Here is a 23,883-nt window from a genome sequence, read left to right as displayed (position 1 = left end):
TTTTCATGGACAATTCCCGGATAAAAACGTGACGGCCGACTCGGCCATTTGTTCAAGAGCAAACGGAGAGTACTCGCGCCAAGGATAAGACGGCAACAGATGAACCCTGCCTTCCCTGACGTGACGCAAGGAGATCCACTCCGGAGCGGATTGGAGCCTTGCCCAATGTTCCAGCGTTTCCGAATCCTGCCGGACTAGCAGCAGAACATGATCCGCATCCGTTTCCCTGAGCATTTCCCATGTCAGCGGCATATGGTCGACCATTACATGGGGAAGATCGGGAAGACGGCAGCCCAGGTGGTCAAACAGGACTTCTCTCCCCCCGCGGTTATCGTTTATAACGAGTTGGTCATGATAAAACCGCGCGCTCAAAATTTTGGGACTTCGTTTCGAAGTAGGGGTTACCTTACGGTGCAGCGCAATCATTTTTGTACGAAAAGATTCCATCCACTGCGCAGCTTCCGGCTTTCTGTCCAATAAATCGGCCAACCCGGACAGCTGGCTCCGCCAATCCCCGTTTGCTCCTTGCAGTTCGTGGATGGGAGCCATATTCCTCAGCCTCTCTTTTTCCCAGGACTCAAGCTCATCTGTGCAAATGATAATTTCGGGCCCGGCAGCCTCCAGCTTATCCAGATTGGCCGTTTTGTAATGATTTTGCCGGTATGCGTCCAGATGAACGGGGATCTCGGGACCAAACTTATGGTAATAGTGATTTGACCATTTGGGATGAAGCGGCGCCGCATAAGGTATGATCTCAAGCGGAAGCACAAACCCGAGAAGGGAGGTTGAACCATAAAGCGCTACTTTATTTTTTCGTTTCTTTATGTATGCGGTTGGTGAAAAACCAAATTCCTTTTTGAATTTACGGCTGAAATAAAACTCGTCTTTATAACCGACCGAATGCGCAACTTCCCTTAGCAAGCAGTCGGATCCAAGCATTAGCTTCTTGGCTTTGTCCATTCGGGTCTGCGTCAGATAATCCATTACGCTCCGACCATACGTTTTTTTGAACACATCGGCAAAATAATTGGGACTGAGTTCGGCGATTCCCGCCAGATGCTCCATCGTCAAATCTTCAAAAAAATGTTCATCGATATAGCTTTTTGCCAGTTCAAGCCCCTGCTTCCTGCTGCCGGTGCGGCGCTCTCCGAGTTCAGAGAAAAACTCGTACAACAGCTCTTGAAAATCAAGCTGGGCGCGCCATCTTTTTATTTCGCCGGTATGGTAAAAGCATTCATAAACGGAACGGCACAAAAGGTTCAATCGGTCCGGGGATGAAAACGTCCATACCTCGTTCCCCATCACAAGCTGCTCTCCGTCTGTCTCTTCAAGCTGTCTGCGGCTTCCACAAACAGCCCGGTAGATACTAAAATGAAAAATGAAGGCTAATGCCTGGCTTTGGCTCCTTCCGCTTAAACCGAATGTTTTGCCGCCGGGGCAAAAATAGGCCGTGCCTTCATGCAGTTGAATTAGGCCGTCTTCGGATTCAAGAGATGCCTCCCCTCTTAGCATAACGATAAGGGCAGGTTGTACCGAAAGCTGTTGAGCAAGGCACAAACCGGGTTCATTAAACATTTTTACGTTCCATAGCCTGGTGGTAAGTTCACTGAAACGCCATTCGAGGCATTCCTCGTTATTTCCTATGTATTTCATGACTGCAGGTACCGCCTTTTTATTGAGAATGGTAATCATTATCACATAAAATCATATCATATCAGATATCGCCCATAAAGCCGGATTTTTTCCGGACTCCGATAAAAATTCAAACAGCCTTGGTCCCGTTGGGACCAAGGCTGTTAACGCCAGCTATCAAAACATCTTTAGATCATTAACTTTTCATATGGGTCCATGGGAAGAAACTCTTTTTGCGGTTCCTTCCTCTCGAATACATTAATCTCTGCGTTGACGGGCTCTTTCTTGACCGCCTTTGCGGCCAGCTTCTTCCCGGCTCATTTTGCCGCCGCTGCCGTTATCGGAATTATTGCGGCTTCGCCGCCTTTTTGTCCGATTTCCTGGTAGAATTCCCTGTCATGGGAATCCGAAGTGGCTTCTCCGCCCTTGCGGCCGATCTCCCGGTAAAAGTCTTTGTCATGGGAGTCTGCAGTCGCTTCGCCGCCTTTCCGGCCGATTTCCTGATAAAATTCCTTATCGTGGTTCTTTGCAGTTGCTTCTCCACCTAAACGTCCTGCTTCTTCACGGCTCATTTTTCCATTATTGTTATTAGCCATTTTGAATCACTCCTTATAGGTTTTTTGGAAGTTGTGCTCGTCCACGTTATGATATTAACCACTGCCGCTATGCTGAAACATTTTAATCTTCTTAAATGCGAAGAAAAAAACCATATCTTTTAGACCAAACATGTATAAATACACAAAAAAAGCCCCTGCACAATGCAGGAGCTTTTATTAGCTATGCGGTAGAGAGGACTCGAACCTCCACGGGTATACACCCACTACCCCCTCAAGATAGCGTGTCTGCCATTCCACCACTACCGCATAATATAAAGGGAAAAACCGATAAAACAAATGGTGAGCCATGAAGGACTCGAACCTTCGACACCCTGATTAAAAGTCAGGTGCTCTACCAACTGAGCTAATGGCTCTCGATGACAAACAATGAAGCTGCCATAAAAGAGTTGAAGTGGTGACCCGTAGGGGATACTCTCACTCCGTTCGAGACTGCGAAGTATTCCTAACGATGTCTATGCTCCGACGAACCCTCTGGGGTTCTCATCCCCGAAGCGATAAAGAAAGTGGTGACCCGTAGGGGATTCGAACCCCTGTTACCTCCGTGAAAGGGAGGTGTCTTAACCCCTTGACCAACGGGCCTTATTAACAAGTGTCGCCGTGACGACAAGAATGAGTATAACAAATCATGAGGAACATGACAAGCATTTTTTTAAAATTATTTTTTATGCAGTTTATTGAATGAATTTTTGTCGTAAGAAAAAAGTCTATCGACGTACTTTCTCGGAAGACCGCTTTTAACGGAAGTCTTTCTTGCGAGATAAGGATGGGCATCCCTCTGTAGCTTTCTTATCTCTTAAAAAAAGCTCCTACCGTTTTCACGGTGGAGCTTTCTGTGATGTTAATCGGAACGGAGAGAGAGGGATTCGAACCCTCGCACCGCTTACGCAGTCTAACCCCTTAGCAGAGGGTCCCCTTATAGCCACTTGGGTATCTCTCCATGGAAATGGCTCCCCGAACAGGACTCGAACCTGTGACAACTCGATTAACAGTCGAGTGCTCTACCAACTGAGCTATCAGGGAACGTTATGATTAATAATTTATCATGAGTTCCCTTTGGAGTCAAGCGCCAGAAGCTGCAACCGTCCGCTGCATCTGCCGCACCGGTAACGCGCCGGATTCATTTTCCGTTTGCGCTTATATTCCATTTTGCAATCCGTGCAGCGCAGGACATACCGGTAAGGCTCGGGCTTTCGTTTTTTATCCTCCGGCTTGGCAATCGCTTTGCAGTAGCGGCTCCCCCCTACGGCCTGAAGCAGTACTTTGAAGTCCGCATCCCTATGTTTGTAACCCCGTCCCGCCAGATGGAGATGATAATGGCACAGCTCATGTTTAATAATCTTCTCCACTTCTTCTCTTCCGTGTACTTCCAGCTGATGGGGATTAATTTCGATGTCGTGGCTCTTCAGAAAATACCGTCCCCCCGTAGAAGACAGTCTCCGGTTAAAAACCGCCCGATGCCTGAACGGGACATGAAACCACTTCAGGGAAATGTCCTCGACCCAGGCCTGAAGTTCCTCATTGCTCATATATTGCATAATGGATGTAAACTCCCTTTCCGCTTGCCTCGAACCGGCATGCCGGTTCAACATGAATGCTACTTGAATTTTAACTTCACCCTAAGCTACACTGTCAAGTAAGGGATCATGCAGAAATCCGAAAGGCGGCTTACCGTTCCGATTCTGGCCATACAAGTTTTAGGATTCCCTGTCCGTGTTGAATCACACGAATAAACGATCCTATGCATGAATTTTGCATAAACCAAGCAAGCTATGGAGGGAGAACCCACGAACATGCCGAACATGCGATACGTCATTTTACAGTCGGGAGACAAGCTTCAATACGTGGAGATGCCTGCGGATTACGCCTATCAGCTCAGCGCGCTTAATTTAAGGCTGAATAAAGAAATCAGCAAGCTGACCGCCCAAAACACGCCGGACCTGCCTCTGGCCGTCGCCGAATGCGACAATCTGGATCTGCTGCAGGAAACTTCCCGTATAATCAGCGGTCTCCATTATATTAATGAGCTTGAGCAGTCCTTTGCTTCCCTGAAGGAGAACTATTACCCGCTCATCGCCCTGCTCACCGAAATTCGGGCCCTTCAAGCACAGCTTGAGCAGTGGTACGAAGAAGAAGCCGTTTAAAAATAGGTAGACCTGCACGCTTTGGGTGTCTTCCCCATATGCTATCCATACAGACGGTTTAGCAAGAGGAGGAGATACCCTTGCCGCAATGGCTCTGCAATCAGCTGACACGCGCCTTTCGCAAAAAAGACAGACGCCAAATCAAACTTTTGAACGAATGCTGGTTCTTTTATCGAAAATCGCCGGGGGTAAGCCCCGATCGCCGCTGAAGGTTCGTTCAAATCTCATGTATGAATGGCTAAGCAAGCCGGACCGGAGTCCGGCTTGCTTTTTGGTGTTCTCCCTTCTTGAACCGCGATTCCACTAGAAGAGGACCACTCTCTTGACATAAACGAGGGGCGTCCCGGGTCAATGGACCTTTTGGAACGCCCCTTTCGATATATTATTGGTCCTTCGGCTGGCGCATCGTCAGTCCGACACGGCCTTTCTTCAAATCTACATTCAACACCCACACCGTCACATTGTCACCGACGGACACGACATCCATCGGATGTTTTACGTAACCGTCGCTTAACTGTGAAATATGGACCAGCCCGTCGCTCTTGATGCCGATGTCCACGAACGCCCCGAAATCGATAACGTTACGGACGGTACCTTGAAGCTCCATGCCCGGCGCCAAATCCTCAATCTTCAACACGTCCGTCCGGAAGATCGGCAGCGGCAGCTCTTCGCGCGGATCGCGTCCGGGGCGCTGCAAGCTGTCCAAAATGTCCCGCAGCGTAGGCACCCCTACTTCCAGCTTCACCGCAAGGTCTTCAGGCGACTGCTCCGCCAGCAGCCCCGACAGCTCTTTCGTTCCAACCTTTTCCGGGCTTACGTTGAGTTCCCGGAACAGACGGTCCACAACCGGATACGACTCCGGGTGGATCGGCGTACGATCCAGCGTATTCTCTCCATCGGAAATGCGCATGAATCCGACGCACTGCTCAAAGGTTTTCGAGCCTAGGCGCGGTACCTTCTGGAGCTGCTTGCGGCTTACGAACTTTCCGTTTTCCTCGCGGAATTTCACGATGTTTTTGGCGATCGTCGCATTGATTCCGGCAACGTAGGAGAGCAGCGACGGAGATGCCGTATTGACGTCCACGCCGACGTGGTTTACCGCAGACTCGACGACGGCCTTCAGGCTTTCCTCCAGGTGTTTCTGGGATACGTCATGCTGGTATTGGCCGACACCGATCGATTTAGGATCGATTTTCACAAGCTCTGCAAGCGGATCTTGAACACGGCGGGCAATGGACGCCGCGCTGCGCTCCGCAACATCCAGGTCCGGAAACTCCTCCTGGGCCAGTTTGGAAGCAGAGTACACGCTCGCCCCCGCTTCATTCACGATCAAATAAGCCAAATCGGGGTCTCCCGCCTCGCCAATGACCTCGGCCACGAACTGCTCGGTTTCCCGGGAAGCCGTGCCGTTGCCGATCACGATCAGCTGAATGCCGTATTTGGAAATCAGTTCCTTGAACTTGGCGGAAGCTTCGCGCTTCTTGTTGTTAGGCGGCGTCGGATAGGTAACGGCCACTTCAAGCAGCTTGCCGGTATCGTCCACAACCGCCAGCTTGCAGCCCGTCCGGTAAGCAGGGTCGACCCCGAGTACGCACCGTCCCTTCACGGGCGGCTGAAGCAGCAGGCTCCGCAGATTGCCGGCAAAAATCGAAATGGCCTGATTCTCACCTTTTTCCGTCAGCTCGCCGCGAACTTCCCGTTCGATGGAAGGGGCAATAAGACGTTTATAAGCGTCCTCGATCACCGATGCGAGAATATCCGATACGGCTGAAGTTCCTTTAAGCACCTGCTTGCCGATAAAGGCATGAATGGAATCGGGCGGCACCTCAAGACCGACCTTCAGAATATTTTCCCGCTCGCCCCGGTTGATGGCAAGAATGCGGTGAGGCGGCATTTTTTTGGCCAATTCACGGTAGTCGTAATAATTCTCGTATACGGACTCGGTTTCCGGGTCCTTCGCTTCGGAAGTGAGCATGCCATGATCCATCGTATACCGGCGCACCCAGGAACGGATCGCGGCGTCATCGGCTACGTTTTCGGCCAAAATATCCATCGCTCCCTGCAGCGCTTCCTCCGGCGAAGCCACGCCTTTCTCCTCGTCCACATATTTGGCCGCTTCAGCCAAAGCGTCTCCCTGCTTAGGCTGAGACCAAATCCAGGAGGCAAGCGGTTCCAGTCCCTTCTCCTTAGCCACGCTGGCGCGCGTCTTCCGTTTTTGCCTGTAAGGACGGTACAAGTCCTCCACTTCCTGAAGCTTGACGGCTTTCTCGATCGACGTCTTGAGTTCGTCCGTCAGCTTGCCCTGTTCATCTATGATCCGGATGACTTCCCGTTTGCGGACCTCCAGATTGCGCAAGTAGCCTGTGCGCTCCTCTATTTCACGAAGACGGTTCTCATCCAACTCCCCGGTCATCTCTTTGCGGTAACGTGCGATAAAAGGTATCGTATTTCCTTCGTCCAGCAGTTCAACGGTCGTTCGAACCTGCTTGACGGACAATTGAAGCTCCTTGGCAATTTGTTTGACGATCCTCTCATGTTCTTCCTTGCGGATCTGTTCCTCGTTCACTTCCACCACAGCTTCGATATCAGACAATGATTATCCCTCTCTCTTCAAAAAAACTATATTCCCATTATCCCAAATCTTCTCGGCTATTTCCAGTTGGCATGAATTGGAAGCGGAATCGCGCAAAAGTTCAACGATTTTTCATCTGATTTTAAGATTCGGGTCGTAAAATTCAAGGATAACTAGACTTGCTTAAATATAAGATATGGGTTGGTTTGAAATCGTCCGTCTACATCTTGAATGGAGGTACGCTAAAATGAACAACAAGAATGCATGGGCATTGTCGGCCGTATGCTTTGCCATGTTTATTGCCGTTGTTGCCACCGCATATGCCCTGATCCCCGACGGCCAGCCGCAAAAAACTCACCGTGCCCTTCACACATCCATAAGCGAAAACCACAAGTAAACGGACTTTCCCCATCTTCTTTGAGAGACCGTTTTTTCTCTCGCCAAAAAGATCTTCTCACAGAGCAGACTACTATCTGTACGGCTCTATTGGCAACTTCAGAGAAAAAAGCCCTCCGCTAAAGCAGATGCATCACTTAAAGCCATGCGAAACAACCCGCCGGAAATATTCCGGCGGGTTGTTTCGTGCCCTTCAATGGCGGCTATATTCAAACTCATAAGCAGAAAACTCTATCCTGCTCAAAGGACGATGCCGTTCTGCTAAAAACAAGCCAAGCACAGATTAAAAATCAATCAAACCCAGACTGATCTGCAGGGAATCATCCACCTTGCTCATCGTTTCCTCGTCCAAATGGGTGATCTTGTCGGTAAGGCGCTGCTTGTCAATCGTCCGGATTTGCTCCAGCAAGATGACAGAATCCCGGTCAAATCCATGTGACGCCGCGTCGATTTCGACATGGGTCGGAAGCTTCGCTTTTTGGATTTGCGCGGTAATGGCCGCAACAATTACCGTCGGACTGAACCGGTTACCGATATCGTTCTGTATAATGAGAACCGGCCTTACACCGCCTTGCTCGGAACCGACAACGGGTGAAAGATCCGCAAAAAATACGTCGCCGCGTTTTACGATCACTGTCTACACCCCGCTTACTAAGCGGTCCAGAGTGCTGTCTGCATCTTCCTCCGCGTGAAAGGCCTCGGATGCCATAGTCAGGTTGATTTTAGCCATCTCCATATAGCCCCGCTGCATCGACTCTCGAATGTAACGCTTCTTGCGTTCGTTCAAATACAGCTTCATGGCCTGCCTGATCAGTTCACTGCGGTTGGAATTTTCCAGCTGAGCGATCCCATCCACTTCCTGCAAAAGATGATCCGGTAGACTGATCATGATTCGTTTGGTGTTCTGCATGTTGGCCACCTTCTATTCCACCCCCACAACCTTCTTGCCCTGTGCACCAGTATTACGTTATTCAAGGAAATTTATACAAAAGAATATATATGCCGAAGGTATATCAAGTATGCTGCATCCCATTATAAACTACAATCGGCACTTTCGTACAGACCAACCGACATATTCATAGTTCGCGAAAGCCTGTACGTTTTCCTTTTTAATCCCGAATAAATATGGTTGCAGGAATCAAGCAAGAAGCTCTACCAGAGGGGATTGACCCGCTTAACGGGTACGCCTTCGCGTATATACGTACGCGGTACACGGTGGGCTATCATGCACACCAGCTCATAGTGGATGGTATCGAGCTTAGAAGCCAGCTCGTCTGCCGTGATGCACGCTCCAGACTGCTGACCGATGAGTACAACCTCTTCACCGACTTTGATTTGTTCCGCCTCTTCGGCGAAAGATTTCAGCGATACCATACACTGGTCCATGCAGATCGTTCCGACGACAGGTACGCGGCGTCCGCGTATGAGCACCTCCGTTTTACCGCTCAGCATACGGGAATACCCGTCCGCATAACCGATCGGAAGCGTAGCTATCGTTTCTTCGCCTTCGGTTACGTACTTGGTACCATAGCTGATGCCGTAATGCGGCGGAAGCTTTTTGACGTAGACCGCCTTCGTCTTTAACGTCATGACCGGGCTTAAGCTGACCGTTGTTCGATGGACCTCCTCCGATGGATACAATCCGTACAAACTGATGCCAAGACGCACCATGTCGTAGGAAAGCTCGGGGGTGTCGATCGCGGCGGCGCTATTGCCCGTATGTATGATCGGGATGTTGTAGCCCAACTCCCGCAGCGCATCCGCCACGCTTTTGAAACGCCGGTACTGCTCCAGTGTATAGCCTTTATCTTCTTCATCCGCCTTTGCAAAATGGGTAAACATACCCTCGACCATCACCTGCTGCAGCGCAAATGCTTCCTGGATAAAAGAAACCGCCGCATCGCCGGGCAAAAGCCCCAAGCGGCCCATTCCGCTGTCGATTTTGATGTGCACCTTCAGCGGGCGTTCCTCTTCAAGAGGCAGAGCTTTGATCGCTTCCATCACTTCAGAACTGAACAGGGCTATGGTTACGTCGTTGCGCCATGCCGTCTCGATTCCCTCCGGCGGGGTATACCCCATCACGAGAATCGGCATCCGTATCCCCGCCTTTCGAAGCCCCAGCGCTTCATCCAAAAAGGCGACGCTTAAATAGTCCGCGCCCAGTTCCTCCAGCTCGCGCGCGATTTCAACGGCTCCATGTCCGTAGGCATTGGCCTTTACGCAGGCCAGCAGCTTCATGGACTCGGGAAGCGATTCCCGAAAGCCTTGGTAATTCGCACGCAAATGATCCAAATTGATTTCCGCTTGAGTAGGTCGATATATCGCTTGCACTTTTCAGTCACCTTCTTACCATTTTGAAACACATAACATGTGCAATAGATTAATGGTAATGCCCCCGCAGGTAACTGTCAATTCAACCCGGATCGGCAGAATGTGGCATGCTGCTTATCCGGGCCGGCGGACCGGCGGAATCGGATGAAATCCGCTTGAAAAATAAGGGGATGGGATGACCTTGGGGGAATCCCCTTATTTGAAGAAGAAGGCGAATGGCCTGTATTGCAGAAAGGTTATGCGTCCGCAATAGTCGGTTATCCGCCTTCATCGTATTACTTACCCGATTGTCCCTGCATGGAAGCAGCGATTTCCACCATTTCGGAAGTCGGAAGGTTTGCGCTCGTAATCCGGTACTCCACTCCCTCGGTCGTCCAGGTCAGGGTTTTTTGATCGTCTCCGGTCAGCAGACCAACGGTGTGGCCCAAGTCGATCACTTTTCCGGGCGCCAGGGATACCGCACGGTCAAGCGGCCGGGATTCTATGATGGTATATTGATATACTCCGTCATAGCGGAGGATTACCGCATGGTCTTTGCTATCAGCAATTTCTTGGGTTCCCTTGCTAACTACGCCCGCCGGGATATAGGTAGGTTCGATGATTCCGAACGATCCGAGCTCCTTTGCCGCTGGCTCGGCTTCCGGCCCTTGTCCCTCGCCGCCGTCCGTCACGGCCACGGGCATTCCGTTCTCATCCACTTCGGCCATGGCTCCTTTGTCTTCCCCGTTCATGGCGCTGAGATTGCGGTTCGTATCAAATGATTCTTTGGTGAGGTTCGTATCGAAGGTAAACGTGTTGAATTTCACCTCCACGACGACTTTAGCCTCCGAATCGGTTACCTGAACTTGCTTCGGCGTGTAATTGTCCTTTGCGAGCCATATCTTTTGCCGTACGAGGGAATGGCTGTGATAATTGGCGGCCACGTCAAAAACGTAACTGTCCTTATCCTCCGCAAATTGGCGCGCCTTGTCGCTCAGAATGCTGCCGAGCATCGTTTGGTACAGATAAACCTGTCCCTGATTTTCCGGCCAATCGCTCTTGAAGCGGAAGCTTTTGTTCAGGCTCGGCGTCAGCACGAATACGCCTTCGTCGTTACGCAGCACGATTTGCGTAAGATCCTTCTGCCCGTTGGTCAAACTGATGCGGTAGTAGAATGGCGACTGATACCATACCTCCACGTTATACTGCTGGGGAGCCGAGCCCGTATGTATCGTCATCACACCGGTTCCCTGATATGATCCTTTGGAACCCTCCAGCTGATCCGCCACCTTGTTCAGGTCCTTTATGACTCCGTCCGCATCCTTCTTCTTCCCGCATCCTGCCAACACCAAGCTGAAGCTTAATACAACAGCGAGCAGCACCCATGAAATCCGGCGCATGTCATCATCCCCTTCAGTACATGTTTTGAATTAACTGATACATGTCTATGAGGGACTTGGTCACATTATGCAGACGGGCATGACAAGCAATCTTTTACGGGCCGGTTGCAACGGTCTCTCCCTGCACCTGTGAAGCCGGCGGCGCAAACCAGGATTCATCTACATGCTCGGCGGCAGGCAGGCTTCGCGTCACGGAATCAAACATCCAGAATACTCCCACGCACAGTACCGCAATGCCGCAGCCTGCGATGACGGAGGAGCTTGCCGTGATAACGCCGAGACTGCCGCCGATCAGGCTCCCAAGAGGCATGGCAATTCCGCTTAATCCGGATGCGGCGGCAAAGACGGTCCCCATGTTTTTTTCCGGGACGCCCTTTTGAATTACCGTGTTGATGATCACATTGGTTACTCCTCCCGGAAACCATGACAATCCGTAAATCAGGACCACTAGCCAGGTCCACGGCGTAAATACGCTGAGGCACCAGGCAGCCCCGGATAAGCAGAAGGCGGCGGCAAAGATCGATCCGAGACGGACCCGCTCCAGTTTCATATAAGGGGCCAGCACCGCGCCGATTAAACTTCCGCCAGCCTGGGCCATGAGCAATATCCCGTAAATCCCCGCTCCCCCGAGACTGTCGGCGAAAGCGGGCATAACCGTGAATGTGGCTCCGCCTGCCGCATTGATCACAATGATGCCAAATTGAATTCGGGCAAGCGGCGTAGCAAGATCAGCCGGAGGCCTTCCTTCATATCCGCTACATAGTTTTTCATAGGGCTCTGCCGGGCTGATAATTTAGAACCGCCTTCCGACTCCGATGGCGATTTGTCGTTGTTATTCGAATCATTTGTTGAGGCCTTGATTCGAAGCTGCGCAAACAGAATGGCCCCGATGAAAAAACCTATTGAATTCCACAGGTAGAGGGAAACGGCACCCAATACAATGATTAACGCTCCCGATATCGCGTTGCAGGCCACGTCGATGCCTTGATAAGCAATGGAAAACAATGAATTGCCTTGCGTCAGATGCTTCTTATCGATGATTTTCGGTAGTGCCGACATTTGGGCGGGATAGACCCACATATTTAGCGTCGATAAGATCGGCGTGATGGCAAGCACCAAAGCCACGCTCAGGAAATCAAAATAAAATGCCGCAGGCACAATAAGCAGGAGCAGGGCTTGCAGCAGCTGCGTGTACACCAGAATCCCCCGCAGCGGAAACCGGTCTATCAATGGACCTGAAAGCAGTTGAACGACTCTCGGCAGGATGGACAGAAAACCGGCAAGCCCCGTATATAAAGTGGAGCCGCCCAAATCATACACCAGCCACATCGCAGCAACGGCATATAAACTATCGCCGATATTGGTCAAAATGCGGCCGATGAACAGCAGCATGAAATTGCGGTTTTTTAATATTTCCACGGATAAACCCCCTGCTCCCCAATTTTTGTTATCCAATAATGAACCAAGGTCCGAATGGAACGTTTTTCTATTCCGTCATTTCGGCGGAAATCAGCTTAAACCCGATCGCATATTCCTGGCTGTTCTCCGCCTTGGCGTTCGTGGTCAACGCCAGCCATTTCTCCAGCAATCGCTTGAAATCCTCCGTCATTTCCTCTCGTTGTTCAGGCGAAAGCTGCATTCTCAAGCTGATTTTAGTGCTGGAAGCGGCATCGTAATCATCGGCAAGCACCGGATCCACCAGCTGCGTTCCCTTCGTGTTAAACCACTTGGCCTTGGACTTGTAATACTTCTCCACGATGCCGCCGACCGTCCGGGTTTCGACCAAATCTATTAATCCGCCATCATGTAATTTCTGAATGTGATAGTGGATGCTTCCCGGGGATTCGCCCAGTTCATCCGCAACCTGTTTGGCGGTTTTGGCCGTGCTGACTATGGTCCCTATGATCTTCACGCGTTGTGCGCTGCCAAGCAATTTGGCCTGTTCCACCGAAATTTCCACAGCTTGATTATTATCCTTCATGTACGTCGCTCCATTTCTAGTTAGATGTCCTTCATCATGAAAAAGACATTCCACATTTTAAGTATATTCTGTATTATTTGTTCATTCTAATTTTTTAGATCGATTATCCATACTATAGACCACGATTTTCCTTTTGTAAATAGGGTCCCTCATTTTTTTTATAGATATAGAATTTATAAGTTATCAGCGGAGCTGATGGAATTCCATATCGCAAGAAAAACTTCAGCTAAATGCGGTCTGTCTTCTGAGAAAATACGTCGATAGACGTTTTTCTTATGAAATTGTTCGTTGTAGCGGAAGCGGGGATAGCCCTCGGCCCGCACATGCAAGGAACACGGAAAGTCGGCAAAAAGCCGGCTTGAATGTAGCCAAGCCGGCTTTCCTGTTCTTATAATCTCTTAACCATATGATAATAAACATGCTTATTAATGATGATTTCCTTGTCCGTCTCGTATCCGGTTCTCAGGTACAACCCATGGGCCCGCGTATTGTCGGTTACGACAGCCAGGGCGATTTTGTCGTAACCGCGTTCCCGCGCCCGGTTCTCGGCTGCCTTGATCAGCGCGGTGCCGATGCCCTTGCCTTTGTACTGCGGTGAAACCGACAACGTATCGATATAATATTCATCCTCGTCCGCCTCTTTATCGAGCGAGATGGATGGATCATTCTTCAGTTTCCGCAGCCTCTCCACGATCAGGCGGTCCAATTGCTCCGCTTCGTCGCCCGCATAGGTCACGATAATTCCGGCAACCTTGCCCTCAACTTCGCTTATCAGCGCCTGCCGGTAACCGAGGCGTCCTTCCTCCTGCCGAAAAAACCATTCAAGCACAGCGATGGCCTCTTGCTCGCTTTCCTGCCCCGTCAACTGATGGGCAACATCGTGCAGAGCATCGTATAGCAGCCGCGCTGCGGGCACGGCATCCTCTTTTACTGCTGGTCTGATTAACATTTTGCTCCTCCATGTCCTCTCCGGGTGGTTAAGTCCATGCTAAAAGTGTAGCCTCATTTTTCCAAAGGAACAAGCTGAGACGTTAATACGGCACTGCGGTGCCGGGCATCGCCTCTTCGATTAATGCGGTTAAGCAAAAAGGTACAACCCGTTCGATACGTGCCGTACCTTTTGAGGCCACTGTCTACTAATGCCCATGTAAAACGCCTTTTCTTCGAGGCCTCACTTATTCTCCGGCGGCTCTTTAGGAACAAGGTTGAAAATTTCCCCGCTGACAAACGTATCGATCAGCCGGTCGAGCCATTTGTAGTAAGCCACGGCTTCCCTCATTTTTGCCTGGTCTTCCTTCAACACGGCGGTCAGCACCACGTCATCCGAGTGCTCCTTCAGCAGCTTATCCGTTTCGTCCAGGGCTTTGCGAAGGATCAATATATTGCTCTCCACCGATTTTCTCCATTTGATATCGAAAAAATCGACGAAGGTCTGGTACCAATCGTATTCAACCTCGTACAAGTCCTTGCGCGAGCCTTTTTCCCAGACTTTATGGACCATTTTGTAATCAAGCAGCGTCCTCACGCCGGTACTCATGCTCGTCTTGCTCATTTTCATTTCCTGTCCCATTTCATCGAGGTTCATCGGCTTGTCCGCAAAATATAACAGACCGTACAAATGCCCCGTTGAAATGGATATGCCGTACAAATCCATATTGCGCCCGATATTTTCAATAACGCGTTTGCGAATTTTATGCACGGCGGCCTGCTGTTCCTCATCCAAATGGTACAAGCCCATGCTTGCAGCCTCCTCTTTCTGTAACCATCCCCGCTGATCCAAATATTCTTCCATCACATATTCTCTCGTCTATTGTAGGGAATGCCATTTTAAAAGTAAAGAACCCCTCCCGGACGCATTATGGAGCATGCGGGAGGATATGGGAGTATATGTTTGTACAGTTTTTACTGTACGTTCTATACGTTCAGATATAACGTTTGATACAAAACATATAGTATTGTTACAATATTGCACATGGGTTTACGTATCATAACCACTTTTCGCTCGGCAGATCACGGATATGCGAAACTTCAATTTATAAAGGAGGAATATTTTTGACCATTTTGCAAGTCAACAATGTCAGCAAGCTGTTCGGAAGCCATCCGGAACAGGGCCTGGAACTCCTGGAAAAAGGATGGAGCAAGGAACGGATTGCCAAGGAAAAAAATATCACCGTCGGGGTCAACCGCGTCAGCTTCGATATTCGCGAAGGAGAGATTTTCGTCATTATGGGCCTCTCCGGCAGCGGCAAGTCTACATTGGTCCGTTTGCTAAATCGCTTGATTGAGCCGACATCGGGTGAAATTTTGATCCACGGCAAGGATCTGAGAAAAATGAACAAGGAAGAGCTGCGGAATGTCCGACGTAAATCGATCGGCATGGTGTTCCAGAAGTTCGCTCTGTTTCCGCACCGAACAGTCATTGAAAACGTCGAATACGGCCTTGAGATTCAAAAGGTGGAAAAAAGCAAACGCAGGGAAGCCGCTTTGCAAGCCCTTGAGCTCGTCGGGCTCAAAGGGTGGGAGGAAAAAATGCCGGATCAGCTGAGCGGCGGCATGCAGCAGCGCGTCGGTCTGGCCCGGGCTTTAGCCAATGATCCTGAAATTCTGTTGATGGACGAAGCCTTCAGCGCGCTCGATCCGCTCATTCGCAGGGACATGCAGGACGAACTGGTGGAACTGCAGGATAAGATGAAAAAAACGATTGTATTTATTACCCATGATTTGGATGAAGCCCTCCGCATCGGAGACCGCATTGCCTTGATGAAGGACGGCTCCATCGTACAGATCGGCACGCCGGAGGAAATTTTGACGCAGCCGGCCAATGACTACGTCGAACGTTTTGTCGAGGATGTGGACTTGTCCAAGGTGCTGACTGCCGCACACGTGATGCGTCGTCCGGAGACGGTTACCCCCGACCGGGGACCTCGCGTGGCACTGGAGATTATGCGGGAACGCGGCATTTCCAATCTGTTCGTTATTGACCGGTCCAAGCGGCTGCTAGGTGTCATTACGGCCGAGGATGCGTCCGACGCACTCCGTAACAATCGTAAACTGGAAGACATCATCATCCATGACGGGCCCAAGGTCGGCCCGGATACCTTATTGAACGAACTGTTTGAGATCACGAGTTTATCCAAAGTACCGCTGGCGGTCGTGGATCCTTCGGGACGATTGCTCGGCGTGATCGTCCGCGGCGCGGTACTCGGCGCCCTTGCCGGCGAGAACAAGTCCGGGGAGGTGAACGCGAATGCCTAAAATTCCTTTAGCCGAATGGATCGAATCCCTCGTCAGCTGGATGGAAGATTATATGTCCGGCTTCTTTGATGCCGTCGCGACGGTCATCGAGGGCATCGTTAATGCATTCACCAGCCTGTTCATGCTGCCGCACCCGTTCGTCTTTATCGCGATTCTGGGCGTACTTGCCTTCTTCGCGGGTCGTCTGTCTTTGACCCTGTTTACGGTCATCGGTTTCCTGATCATCGATAATCTCGGATACTGGCCGCAAACAATGGACACCCTCAGCCTTGTATTGACTTCAGGTCTGATCTCGGTGCTGTTGGGCGTTCCGATCGGGATTTGGTGTGCTTACAGCCGTACGGCATCCCGCATTATCATTCCGATTCTGGACTTCATGCAGACGATGCCTGCGTTCGTATATCTGCTGCCTGCCGTTACCTTCTTCAGCCTCGGCGTCGTTCCGGGGGTCATTGCGTCGGTTATCTTTGCCATACCGCCAACCATTCGCCTAACGCGTCTCGGCATTATGCAGGTATCCGGAGAACTGACGGAAGCAGCCGATGCATTCGGATCCACTTCCGGCCAGAAGCTGTTCAAGGTACAACTGCCGCTGGCGATGCCGACCCTGATGGCCGGCGTCAACCAAACCATCATGCTCTCTCTTTCCATGGTTGTCATTGCATCCATGATCGGTGCGCAGGGCATCGGGGCGGAGGTTTACCGCGCCGTTACGCAGCTGCAGATCGGTAAAGGGTTTGAAGCCGGTCTGGCCGTCGTCATCCTGGCGATTGTGCTCGACCGCTTTACGCAAAATATATTTAAAACGAAAAAAAGGGGTGCGTAACATGAAAAAAACGAAGCTCTGGATGACGCTTAGCTTGGCGGTCGTACTGGTCTTGTCCGCATGCGGCCAAAACGGCGGTGACGGGAAAAACGCCGGTTCAAACAACGACGGTACTAAGACTGTCGGAGAACAAGTGAAACATGAAATCATCGGCATCGATCCGGGTGCGGGAATCATGAAAGCTACCGCCGCAGCCATTGAAGAGTACGGCCTTTCCGACTGGAAGCTCGTTGAGGGGTCCGGCGCCGCGATGACCGCTACCCTTGCCAAGGCCATCAAAAACGAAGAACCGATTATTATTACCGGCTGGACTCCGCACTGGATGTTCTCCAAATATGATCTGAAATATCTTGAAGATCCGAAGAAAACCTACGGCGAGGCTGAGGAAATCCACACGCTGGCCCGCAAAAACCTGAAAGACGACCAGCCGGAGGCGTATCAATTCCTCGAAAACTTCAAGTGGACCTCCGATGAAATGGGCGAAATCATGACCGCCATCCAGGAAGGAAAATCTCCCGAGGATGCGGCCAAGGAATGGGCTGACAGCCACAGCGACCGTATCGATGAGTGGACCAAGGACATCCAGCCGGTCAGCGGCAAAGACTTCAAGCTGAGCTATGTCGCGTGGGATTCCGAAATCGCGAGCACCCACCTGGTGAAACATGTTCTTGAGACCAAACTTGGATATAAAGTAACGGCGCTTCAAGTCGAAGCCGGACCGATGTGGACCGGGGTTGCAAACGGAGACGTTGATGCTACCGTCGCAGCTTGGCTTCCTTTGACGCATGCCGACTATTGGGATAAATACAAAGACCAGCTCGAAGACCTTGGAGCCAACATGGAAGGCGTAAAAACCGGCCTTGTCGTTCCGTCTTACATGGATATCAGCTCCATTGAAGACCTAAAAACAAAGTAATCAGTTGTCTTAGCATAACAAAAGCCGCCCATCCGGGCGGCTTTTGTTCGTCCATTGAGCAGCAGCAACGACTTAAAAGCGGCTTCCTAAAAAACGCATGCAACCTGCCGCTTCACGCGGTCCGCCTTTCAAGAAACACGCACGGACAATTACGATTGCTTAGTGGGTGATTCGAAAATGGTCCTAAGCCGGCCAAAACAAAAAGGACTTCCGACAAGGCGGAAGTCCTTTTTCAGCTGTCCTTCATCACGCAATCGTTCCCTCAGGACCGCATGGATGTACGGGCTTCAAGTCGGCCCGCGACGCTTTCGGCATCCTCCATATTAGCCCAGAAAAGCTTAAGCTCATTGCGGAGCCGGTCCAGCTCACGAATGGGAATGTCCAAGTCCCCATAGGTACCGAAGGTAGGGATAATCTCCCGGTATACGTTATAACGCGGGGGCTTGTACATCGTTTCCGGACCGGTCCATTCCGCCGAGCTTTTGCCGGCCGGGATGCTGAGAGTATTTCGACGAATGAACAATTGGGACGGTTCGGAGCACAGGAAATCGACGAGCAGCTTGGCTGCATCCTTTTGTTTCGACTGACGGTTAATGGCAAGGCCCGTGACCAGCAAAAGCGTTTTGGCGCTGTTATCGTACGGAAGCGGCGCCAGGTCATACTCGAATGGAGCATCTTTGACATACTTCAACCCATAATAAGTCGTCATGATGATTGCAGCCTTCTGCTGCAGGAACAGCTTTTCGGCATCCGCGTCCGATTCCGATAAAAAAGAAGAATGAACGCCCTGTGCATAAATCAAATCCCGGAACTGCGACAGTTTTTCCCACAGCTTGGGGTCGTCGTAACGGTAGCCTCCCCCTTCCTTCCTGAAGCGAAACTGCTCCTGCAGCAATAGAACGGGAAAACGGTTGGTCGATGCGATATGCGCATAAAATCCGAACAGACCAAGCTGCTGCTTCAAACGGTTGGCCGCATGGGAAAGCTGCTTCCACGACCAGCTGCTGTCAGGCTCAGGAATGGCGGCTTGCCGGAGTAGGGACTTGTTGTAACAAAGGACGACCGGCGAGAAAATGAACGGCTTCGCGTATAATACCCCTTCATGAGACATCAGGGGCGTCAGAAACGGATAGGATTCGGGATTAGCCGTTTGCGGTTCGAATATACTCAAGGCATCGTGTTCCATCGTCTCCCGGAAATTCCAAAGGTTCAACGTAATCACATCGACCCAGCCGTGATCCAGGAACCCCTTGACCGCTTCGGGATATTGCGTATAAGGCAGCGGCAGGATTTCCACGCGGATATGCGGATACCTGTCGTTAAACTGCCCAATCAGCTCCGATATACCGGTTTCCCCCTCCAGCGAGGGATAACAGCCCAGCTTAATGGATATGACTTCCGCTGCCCCCGGTCCGTTAATCCGGTTTCCGACACGCGGAACCTTGGTGATCAATCCTTCCTCTACAAGCAGCTCCAATCCTTTGCGGACCGACTTTTTGCTGAGCAAAAACTGCTCCGCCAGCGCCAGCTCGGAGGGCAGATAGTCACCGGCTGGCCTTTTCGCTGCGATAATCTCCCGGCGCAATGTGCCTACCATGTCGTCCAATCGCTTTTGGAACGTAATCCGATCAGGTTTATTACTCATCATTAGCTCTCCTTAAATACCAATCTGCCTCAATCACTGTAGGGAAAGTATATCATATCCCGTCCGTTCCGAAAATTTATCACCCACAAGGGAACCAAATTTATCTCTATTTATGGACATTGACAGCTATTTTGAAAGCGCTTATCATTTTTATATACCTCATGGATACCACAATTAATGAATGTTCGAAAGGAGGAATGCTTTTTATTTTTTATGCAAGCACAAACGGAGGTGCATCAATGATGAAATTCAAACCGATATCCACGTCAATCATTACGGCTATTTTTCTCAATCTTATGTTTCCATGTTTTTTCGGTACTCAAGAAGTTTCGGCCTCCGGCGCATCCCTTCAGCTTCATTCCGAGACAAGGCTTGTCCGGACAGGAGATAAGCTAAAGATTCAAGTGACTGCCAAGGAAGTCAAGGATCTTTACGGTATCCAGTTTCAGGTTGACTTCAATCCGGACGATCTTTTGCTCGAAGGGATCACCGGCTCAAGCCATTTTACCGTTTACCCAACAAAATCCGATAAAGCGAAAAAAGCAGACCTTATCGTTGCCCTCATCCGAAAGGATAGCAGCGACACTTCACTCAAAAACCGGCTCTCCCTGGCGGAATTGACCTTTACAGCCGCCGCACCCGGCCGCACGACCGTCAATCTGAGCCATATCAAAACCGTCACTACCGAGACGTTCACGAATGCCGGCGGAAAAAAGGATCTGGTTGCACTGCCTCTCGGATCACCGGAAAAGGTTTCGGTTGTGATTTCAGGCAAGCCCTTATCCCATCCTGCCCCGCCTTCATCCGAACGGCCTCATCACCAGAATGGAAATGACGCGCCGGGTCACTCCGCGACTCGCACGGAACAGCCACTATGATCGGGCTGTGGGCCTCCCTAAAAAACGAATGACCATAGATGCGATCGTAGAAATACATTGGCTTGTCCAGTCTTATCATGACTTTCCAATTCACTTCAGGAGGGATTTCATTGATTCAATACTTCCGCAAGCTTAGAAAACATGTAACCTCCCTGTTATCCGTCACTTTAGTCGCTTCTCTTCTACTCTCCGCGGTACCGGTACCGGCTGCATCCGAACCAATCGCTTCCCAGTCTGAAACCCCTGCATCCAAAACGGTGAATTTCCCAATGACCAATCCGGGATTCGAAGACGACTCAAGCGCCGGTACCATTCCGGGTTGGAGCAGCATGTTTGCCGTTAAGGAGGGTGAATATTTCTACGAGGTTTCAGACAGAAACAGCAGCGGAGGCAACCACAGCCTTAAAATCACGGACACCTCCCAAAGCGGCTCCGTTGCGCTCATGAGCGATAAGCTGAGCGTTACCGGCGGCGTATCCTATACCGTAACCGCATCCGTTTATATGGAATCCAGCGGAACGGCAAGCCTGAATCTGCGCTATTTCAATGCCGCGAACCAATCGATCGCCGAGAAGCCGCTGCACAACGAAACGTCCAAGGGCTTCCCGCTGAACCAATGGCGCCAGGTTTTTACCACGCTGGACGCGCCGGCTGAAGTCGCTTATGCCCGCATCATTCTTTATACGACGGCCTACAGCCGGGCGGACGCTTATTACGATGACATCGTCCTGTCTTATGAAGAGCCGGTCACTCTGCCTGGAACGCTGAATATGACCGTTCCCGCTGCCGCCGAGCCGGGGCAGAAGATTGCCTCGGTGCTGAGCGTGGCGGACGCCAAAGACCTTACGAGCGTTACCTCTTCCGTCTACTACGATCCCGATGCGCTGGAGTTGGTCAACGTAAAAGCAGCCGGTGAATTTGATCAAGAAGGAGCAAGCCTGAATACGGATAATCAACGTGGACGAGTCGATCTGGAAGCTTCTCTTTCCCAAGCCTTGAACGGAAACAGCAACATGGCTGTCGTAACCTTCAAGGTTCGGGCCAAGTCGGGAAGCGCCTGGGTCCTGCTAGGAAAAGGAGCGGAAATCAACGATACCAACATCCTCGCAAACGATATCGTAAAATGGATAACCATCGGAGACCCAAGAGGAAGGCCGAGCCTGGACGATATTACATTCGGCGAACCCGAATACATGACAGCCCCGATTGCCGACGTTGTAGGTCTAATGGATGGCGAAGCCGGGACCGAAGACAGCAAGAACGTCATGTACACGACCGTTAAGGGCATTCCGCCGATGTTCCACGTCATTGACCTTGACGATTACCATGTGATCCGCAGCATTCCGCTGGAAGGCGGCGGCGAAGTATGGAACCATGAAATCGCTCCGGACGGAACCGTCTATATCACCTCGGCCGGGCAGCTGTGGGCCTACTCGCCCGTTACCAAGGAAGCCAAAAAAGTATACACGCATCCGAGCGAAAGCGTGTTCTGGTGTCTTGCGATCGATGAAAACGGCGCCGTATACATCGGTGCAGGACCCGGGGGCCGGGTGCTCAAATATGATCCCGCCACCAAGGAAAGCCGCGATTACGGCGTCATGGTGGATGGAGCCGGACAGCAATACGTAAGATCCATCGACTACAGCAACGGATACATTTATGCCGGGACCTCCCACAGCAAAGTATATAAGCTGAACGTCGTTACCGGTGAGAAGGTCGAAATCGCTTCTTCTTTGAATGAAACGGGTTATGTTTACGACCTCAATATCGTGGATGACAAATTTGTCGTGGTCCGCTACGATACGCCGCAGAAACGCTACATCTATGACATTGAGCAAGCGAAATGGCTTGACGTTGTCATCGAGAAAAGCTCCTCCGGGCTGCATCTTCCGAAACAATCCCTGAACGGCAAAATTTACTTCCCGGCCGACAAAAAAATCAAAACCTTCGACGTGGTTACCCATGAAGTGCAGGATTCCGGAATGATCTATGAAACGGCGTTTCGTGGAGCCAACTGGGTCGAGGTTGACGATCCTGACCTGCCGGGTACAAGCCTGGTGACGATGAACTTTAGCGGCATCATCGTGTTTTTCAATCCGCAGACCAACACGGTGAAACGTTATGAGAACATCCTTCCGCCATCCGCTACGATTACACACAAGTTCGCCAACGGCCCGGACAGGCAAAATCTACGTAACCGGCATGCAGGCCTCCAAAGCGGCGGCTTACGATATCGAGACCAATAAGGCGGTAACCTTCAGCATGGGGCAGGCCGGCGCGGTCGTTCCTTACGGCAACAGCCTGTATTTCGGGGTATACCCCGGCGGCGACATTTATCAGTATGACCTGAGCCTTCCGGCGGGTACGGGCAACCCGAAACGGCTGTTTGCTCTTGAAAACGGCCAGGACCGCATCGGGACGGGCATTGCGGCGGACAACAAAATATACTTCGGCTCCGTTTCCACCTACGGCCAACTTGGAGGCGCAATCACTTCGTTTGATCCCCAAGGCGGCAGCACCTCTTACCAGGTGTTCCGAAACGCGGTTCAGGATCAAAGCGTCGTATCCCTTGCCTATAAAGACGGCAAGCTGTACGGCTCCACCAGCATTAACGGCGGCATGGCTGTTGATCCCAAAGCGGCCGAAGCCAAACTCTTTGTGTGGGATACGGTGAAGGAAGAGAAAATCACGGAATTTTCATTGGACATTCCGGGGCTCTCCAAACCTTCGGCAATCGGCGGTTTGACATTCGGCCCGGACGGTTTGCTTTGGGGTGGCGTGAATGGCTTTATCTTCGCAATAGATACGGCAACGCTGAAAGTGGTCAAATCCTACAACGTCAATCCTGCCGATAACGGAACGGCGCTGCGGTGGGGCAATTACAACCTTGCCTGGACCAAGAACGGCATCCTCATTGCCAACCTGACCAAAAAGCTGTATGCCATCGATCCGAACACGTTTGACTTCAAGGAACTAAGCGATACCGAATCGTTCACGCTCGGTCCGGATGGAAATCTGTATTATGCCCCGTCTCACAACCGTACGCTGATGTACCGGATCAAGATAAATACGCAGACCGGGCCTGAAACGCCCGGCAGCCCTGAACAAGCGGAAGACGTCAACGGCGACGGAAAAGTCGACGAACTGGACGTCAAGCTCGTAGCCGGGCATATAGGCACGGTTGTCAATGAAAACAGCCGCAGCCTGGACATTAACGGCGACGGCGTCATTGATATCGCCGACCTGGGCCTTGTCGTTCTTCAGCTTGATCCGATGGGCATGCGGGAGGCAAATCCATAAGCAGAAACGACTTG

20 protein-coding genes, 5 tRNA genes and 2 pseudogenes are annotated in these 23,883 nt (G+C 51.1%); 9 read left to right on the top strand and 18 right to left on the bottom strand.

The genetic code is table 11. The annotated features are described in order from the left end of the window. Positions 1-3 precede the first annotated feature (3 nt). The 8 genes and pseudogenes from XI25_RS29300 to XI25_RS29265 form a co-directional block, all read right to left on the bottom strand. Complete coding sequence (locus XI25_RS29300; protein WP_046681347.1) at positions 4-1,653, bottom strand: AraC family transcriptional regulator; 1,650 nt, start codon at positions 1,651-1,653, stop codon at positions 4-6. 237 nt (positions 1,654-1,890) lie between these two features. Next, positions 1,891-2,228 (bottom strand): annotated as a pseudogene (locus XI25_RS29295) (KGG domain-containing protein). 184 nt (positions 2,229-2,412) lie between these two features. After that, positions 2,413-2,495, bottom strand: a tRNA-Leu gene (locus XI25_RS29290). A 31-nt stretch (positions 2,496-2,526) separates the two neighbouring features. Further along, positions 2,527-2,602 (bottom strand) — tRNA-Lys (locus XI25_RS29285). Between the two features lie 151 nt (positions 2,603-2,753). Next, positions 2,754-2,828 (bottom strand) — tRNA-Glu (locus XI25_RS29280). Between the two features lie 269 nt (positions 2,829-3,097). Continuing rightward, a tRNA-Ser gene (locus XI25_RS29275) sits at positions 3,098-3,186 on the bottom strand. Between the two features lie 7 nt (positions 3,187-3,193). Next, positions 3,194-3,269, bottom strand: a tRNA-Asn gene (locus tag XI25_RS29270). Between the two features lie 20 nt (positions 3,270-3,289). Next, complete coding sequence (locus XI25_RS29265; RefSeq protein ID WP_046681469.1) at positions 3,290-3,775, bottom strand: SprT family protein; 486 nt, start codon at positions 3,773-3,775, stop codon at positions 3,290-3,292. A 264-nt stretch (positions 3,776-4,039) separates the two neighbouring features. Between XI25_RS29265 and XI25_RS29260 the strand changes: the two genes are divergently transcribed. Then, on the top strand, positions 4,040-4,390 hold the full coding sequence (locus XI25_RS29260; RefSeq protein ID WP_046681346.1) for a hypothetical protein: 351 nt from the start codon (positions 4,040-4,042) through the stop codon (positions 4,388-4,390). 80 nt (positions 4,391-4,470) lie between these two features. Next, positions 4,471-4,599, top strand: coding sequence for a cortex morphogenetic protein CmpA (gene cmpA / locus XI25_RS33195; protein ID WP_152669246.1), 129 nt, complete (start codon positions 4,471-4,473; stop codon positions 4,597-4,599). 173 nt (positions 4,600-4,772) lie between these two features. Here the strand turns inward: cmpA and XI25_RS29255 are convergent, their stop codons facing one another. Further along, positions 4,773-6,983, bottom strand: a complete 2,211-nt coding sequence (locus tag XI25_RS29255) for a Tex family protein (RefSeq protein WP_046681345.1) — start codon at positions 6,981-6,983, stop codon at positions 4,773-4,775. A gap of 226 nt (positions 6,984-7,209) precedes the next feature. Here XI25_RS29255 and XI25_RS33555 point away from each other — a divergent pair, with 226 nt between their 5' ends. Beyond that, a complete protein-coding gene (locus XI25_RS33555; RefSeq protein WP_160308966.1) occupies positions 7,210-7,359 on the top strand; it encodes a hypothetical protein in 150 nt (49 codons plus the stop codon). Positions 7,360-7,641: 282 nt separating this feature from the next. Here XI25_RS33555 and XI25_RS29250 read toward each other — a convergent pair whose 3' ends face one another. The 8 genes and pseudogenes from XI25_RS29250 to XI25_RS29215 all read right to left on the bottom strand — a co-directional run bounded on the left by XI25_RS29250 (position 7,642) and on the right by XI25_RS29215 (position 14,787). Continuing rightward, entirely contained in the window at positions 7,642-7,992 is a 351-nt protein-coding gene (locus XI25_RS29250; RefSeq protein WP_046681344.1) for a type II toxin-antitoxin system PemK/MazF family toxin, read from the bottom strand. 3 nt (positions 7,993-7,995) lie between these two features. After that, positions 7,996-8,277, bottom strand: coding sequence for a CopG family ribbon-helix-helix protein (locus tag XI25_RS29245; protein ID WP_046681343.1), 282 nt, complete (start codon positions 8,275-8,277; stop codon positions 7,996-7,998). 233 nt (positions 8,278-8,510) lie between these two features. After that, positions 8,511-9,689, bottom strand: a complete 1,179-nt coding sequence (gene alr, locus XI25_RS29240; protein ID WP_046681342.1) for an alanine racemase — start codon at positions 9,687-9,689, stop codon at positions 8,511-8,513. A 275-nt stretch (positions 9,690-9,964) separates the two neighbouring features. Next, on the bottom strand, positions 9,965-11,068 hold the full coding sequence (locus XI25_RS29235; RefSeq protein ID WP_046681341.1) for a LolA family protein: 1,104 nt from the start codon (positions 11,066-11,068) through the stop codon (positions 9,965-9,967). A 94-nt stretch (positions 11,069-11,162) separates the two neighbouring features. Further along, positions 11,163-12,487, bottom strand: a pseudogene (locus XI25_RS37135) (MFS transporter). 67 nt (positions 12,488-12,554) lie between these two features. Beyond that, positions 12,555-13,049, bottom strand: coding sequence for an ArsR/SmtB family transcription factor (locus XI25_RS29225; RefSeq protein WP_046681340.1), 495 nt, complete (start codon positions 13,047-13,049; stop codon positions 12,555-12,557). A gap of 388 nt (positions 13,050-13,437) precedes the next feature. Beyond that, complete coding sequence (locus XI25_RS29220; RefSeq protein ID WP_046681339.1) at positions 13,438-13,998, bottom strand: GNAT family N-acetyltransferase; 561 nt, start codon at positions 13,996-13,998, stop codon at positions 13,438-13,440. Between the two features lie 222 nt (positions 13,999-14,220). After that, positions 14,221-14,787, bottom strand: coding sequence for a GbsR/MarR family transcriptional regulator (locus tag XI25_RS29215; protein ID WP_046681338.1), 567 nt, complete (start codon positions 14,785-14,787; stop codon positions 14,221-14,223). A 314-nt stretch (positions 14,788-15,101) separates the two neighbouring features. On the opposite strand from XI25_RS29215, the gene XI25_RS29210 reads away from it, so the two are divergent. From XI25_RS29210 to XI25_RS29200, 3 genes are read left to right on the top strand one after another with little or no spacing between them, the layout of a single operon-like run. Next, entirely contained in the window at positions 15,102-16,304 is a 1,203-nt protein-coding gene (locus XI25_RS29210; RefSeq protein WP_046681337.1) for a quaternary amine ABC transporter ATP-binding protein, read from the top strand. Then, the gene (locus XI25_RS29205; RefSeq protein ID WP_046681336.1) at positions 16,297-17,130 is read left to right on the top strand and encodes an ABC transporter permease; all 834 of its coding nucleotides are present in this window, start codon (positions 16,297-16,299) and stop codon (positions 17,128-17,130) included. The genes XI25_RS29210 and XI25_RS29205 overlap by 8 nt, the downstream gene beginning before the upstream one ends. Position 17,131: 1 nt before the next feature. After that, positions 17,132-18,046, top strand: a complete 915-nt coding sequence (locus XI25_RS29200; RefSeq protein WP_046681335.1) for a glycine betaine ABC transporter substrate-binding protein — start codon at positions 17,132-17,134, stop codon at positions 18,044-18,046. Positions 18,047-18,308: 262 nt separating this feature from the next. Here the strand turns inward: XI25_RS29200 and XI25_RS29195 are convergent, their stop codons facing one another. Then, complete coding sequence (locus XI25_RS29195; protein ID WP_235440494.1) at positions 18,309-19,694, bottom strand: extracellular solute-binding protein; 1,386 nt, start codon at positions 19,692-19,694, stop codon at positions 18,309-18,311. 236 nt (positions 19,695-19,930) lie between these two features. Here XI25_RS29195 and XI25_RS29190 point away from each other — a divergent pair, with 236 nt between their 5' ends. The 3 genes from XI25_RS29190 to XI25_RS33550 all read left to right on the top strand — a co-directional run bounded on the left by XI25_RS29190 (position 19,931) and on the right by XI25_RS33550 (position 23,869). Continuing rightward, positions 19,931-20,569, top strand: a complete 639-nt coding sequence (locus XI25_RS29190; RefSeq protein WP_160308965.1) for a cohesin domain-containing protein — start codon at positions 19,931-19,933, stop codon at positions 20,567-20,569. 110 nt (positions 20,570-20,679) lie between these two features. Then, the gene (locus tag XI25_RS31695; RefSeq protein ID WP_052759795.1) at positions 20,680-22,815 is read left to right on the top strand and encodes a hypothetical protein; all 2,136 of its coding nucleotides are present in this window, start codon (positions 20,680-20,682) and stop codon (positions 22,813-22,815) included. Next, the gene (locus tag XI25_RS33550; RefSeq protein WP_052759794.1) at positions 22,772-23,869 is read left to right on the top strand and encodes a dockerin type I domain-containing protein; all 1,098 of its coding nucleotides are present in this window, start codon (positions 22,772-22,774) and stop codon (positions 23,867-23,869) included. The genes XI25_RS31695 and XI25_RS33550 overlap by 44 nt, the downstream gene beginning before the upstream one ends. The last annotated feature ends 14 nt before the right edge of the window (positions 23,870-23,883 follow it).

The organism is Paenibacillus sp. DMB20 (genome assembly GCF_000987955.1).
Classification (GTDB): Bacteria; Bacillota; Bacilli; order Paenibacillales; family Paenibacillaceae; genus Paenibacillus_AQ.
Note: the sequence above shows the minus strand (reverse complement) of the source record. Positions and strands in the feature narration are given on the sequence as shown.

What these genes read in the sequence shown, in the direction of transcription:
- XI25_RS29300 (WP_046681347.1), bottom strand. Translation starts at nt 1,653, where the DNA reads ATGAAATACATAGGAAATAACGAGGAATGCCTCGAATGGCGTTTCAGT.
- XI25_RS29265 (WP_046681469.1), bottom strand. Translation starts at nt 3,775, where the DNA reads ATGAGCAATGAGGAACTTCAGGCCTGGGTCGAGGACATTTCCCTGAAG.
- XI25_RS29260 (WP_046681346.1), top strand. Translation starts at nt 4,040, where the DNA reads ATGCCGAACATGCGATACGTCATTTTACAGTCGGGAGACAAGCTTCAA.
- XI25_RS33555 (WP_160308966.1), top strand. Translation starts at nt 7,210, where the DNA reads ATGAACAACAAGAATGCATGGGCATTGTCGGCCGTATGCTTTGCCATG.
- XI25_RS29235 (WP_046681341.1), bottom strand. Translation starts at nt 11,068, where the DNA reads ATGCGCCGGATTTCATGGGTGCTGCTCGCTGTTGTATTAAGCTTCAGC.
- XI25_RS29225 (WP_046681340.1), bottom strand. Translation starts at nt 13,049, where the DNA reads ATGAAGGATAATAATCAAGCTGTGGAAATTTCGGTGGAACAGGCCAAA.
- XI25_RS29220 (WP_046681339.1), bottom strand. Translation starts at nt 13,998, where the DNA reads ATGTTAATCAGACCAGCAGTAAAAGAGGATGCCGTGCCCGCAGCGCGG.
- XI25_RS29215 (WP_046681338.1), bottom strand. Translation starts at nt 14,787, where the DNA reads ATGGGCTTGTACCATTTGGATGAGGAACAGCAGGCCGCCGTGCATAAA.
- XI25_RS29205 (WP_046681336.1), top strand. Translation starts at nt 16,297, where the DNA reads ATGCCTAAAATTCCTTTAGCCGAATGGATCGAATCCCTCGTCAGCTGG.
- XI25_RS29200 (WP_046681335.1), top strand. Translation starts at nt 17,132, where the DNA reads ATGAAAAAAACGAAGCTCTGGATGACGCTTAGCTTGGCGGTCGTACTG.
- XI25_RS29195 (WP_235440494.1), bottom strand. Translation starts at nt 19,694, where the DNA reads ATGATGAGTAATAAACCTGATCGGATTACGTTCCAAAAGCGATTGGAC.
- XI25_RS29190 (WP_160308965.1), top strand. Translation starts at nt 19,931, where the DNA reads ATGATGAAATTCAAACCGATATCCACGTCAATCATTACGGCTATTTTT.
- XI25_RS33550 (WP_052759794.1), top strand. Translation starts at nt 22,772, where the DNA reads ATGCAGGCCTCCAAAGCGGCGGCTTACGATATCGAGACCAATAAGGCG.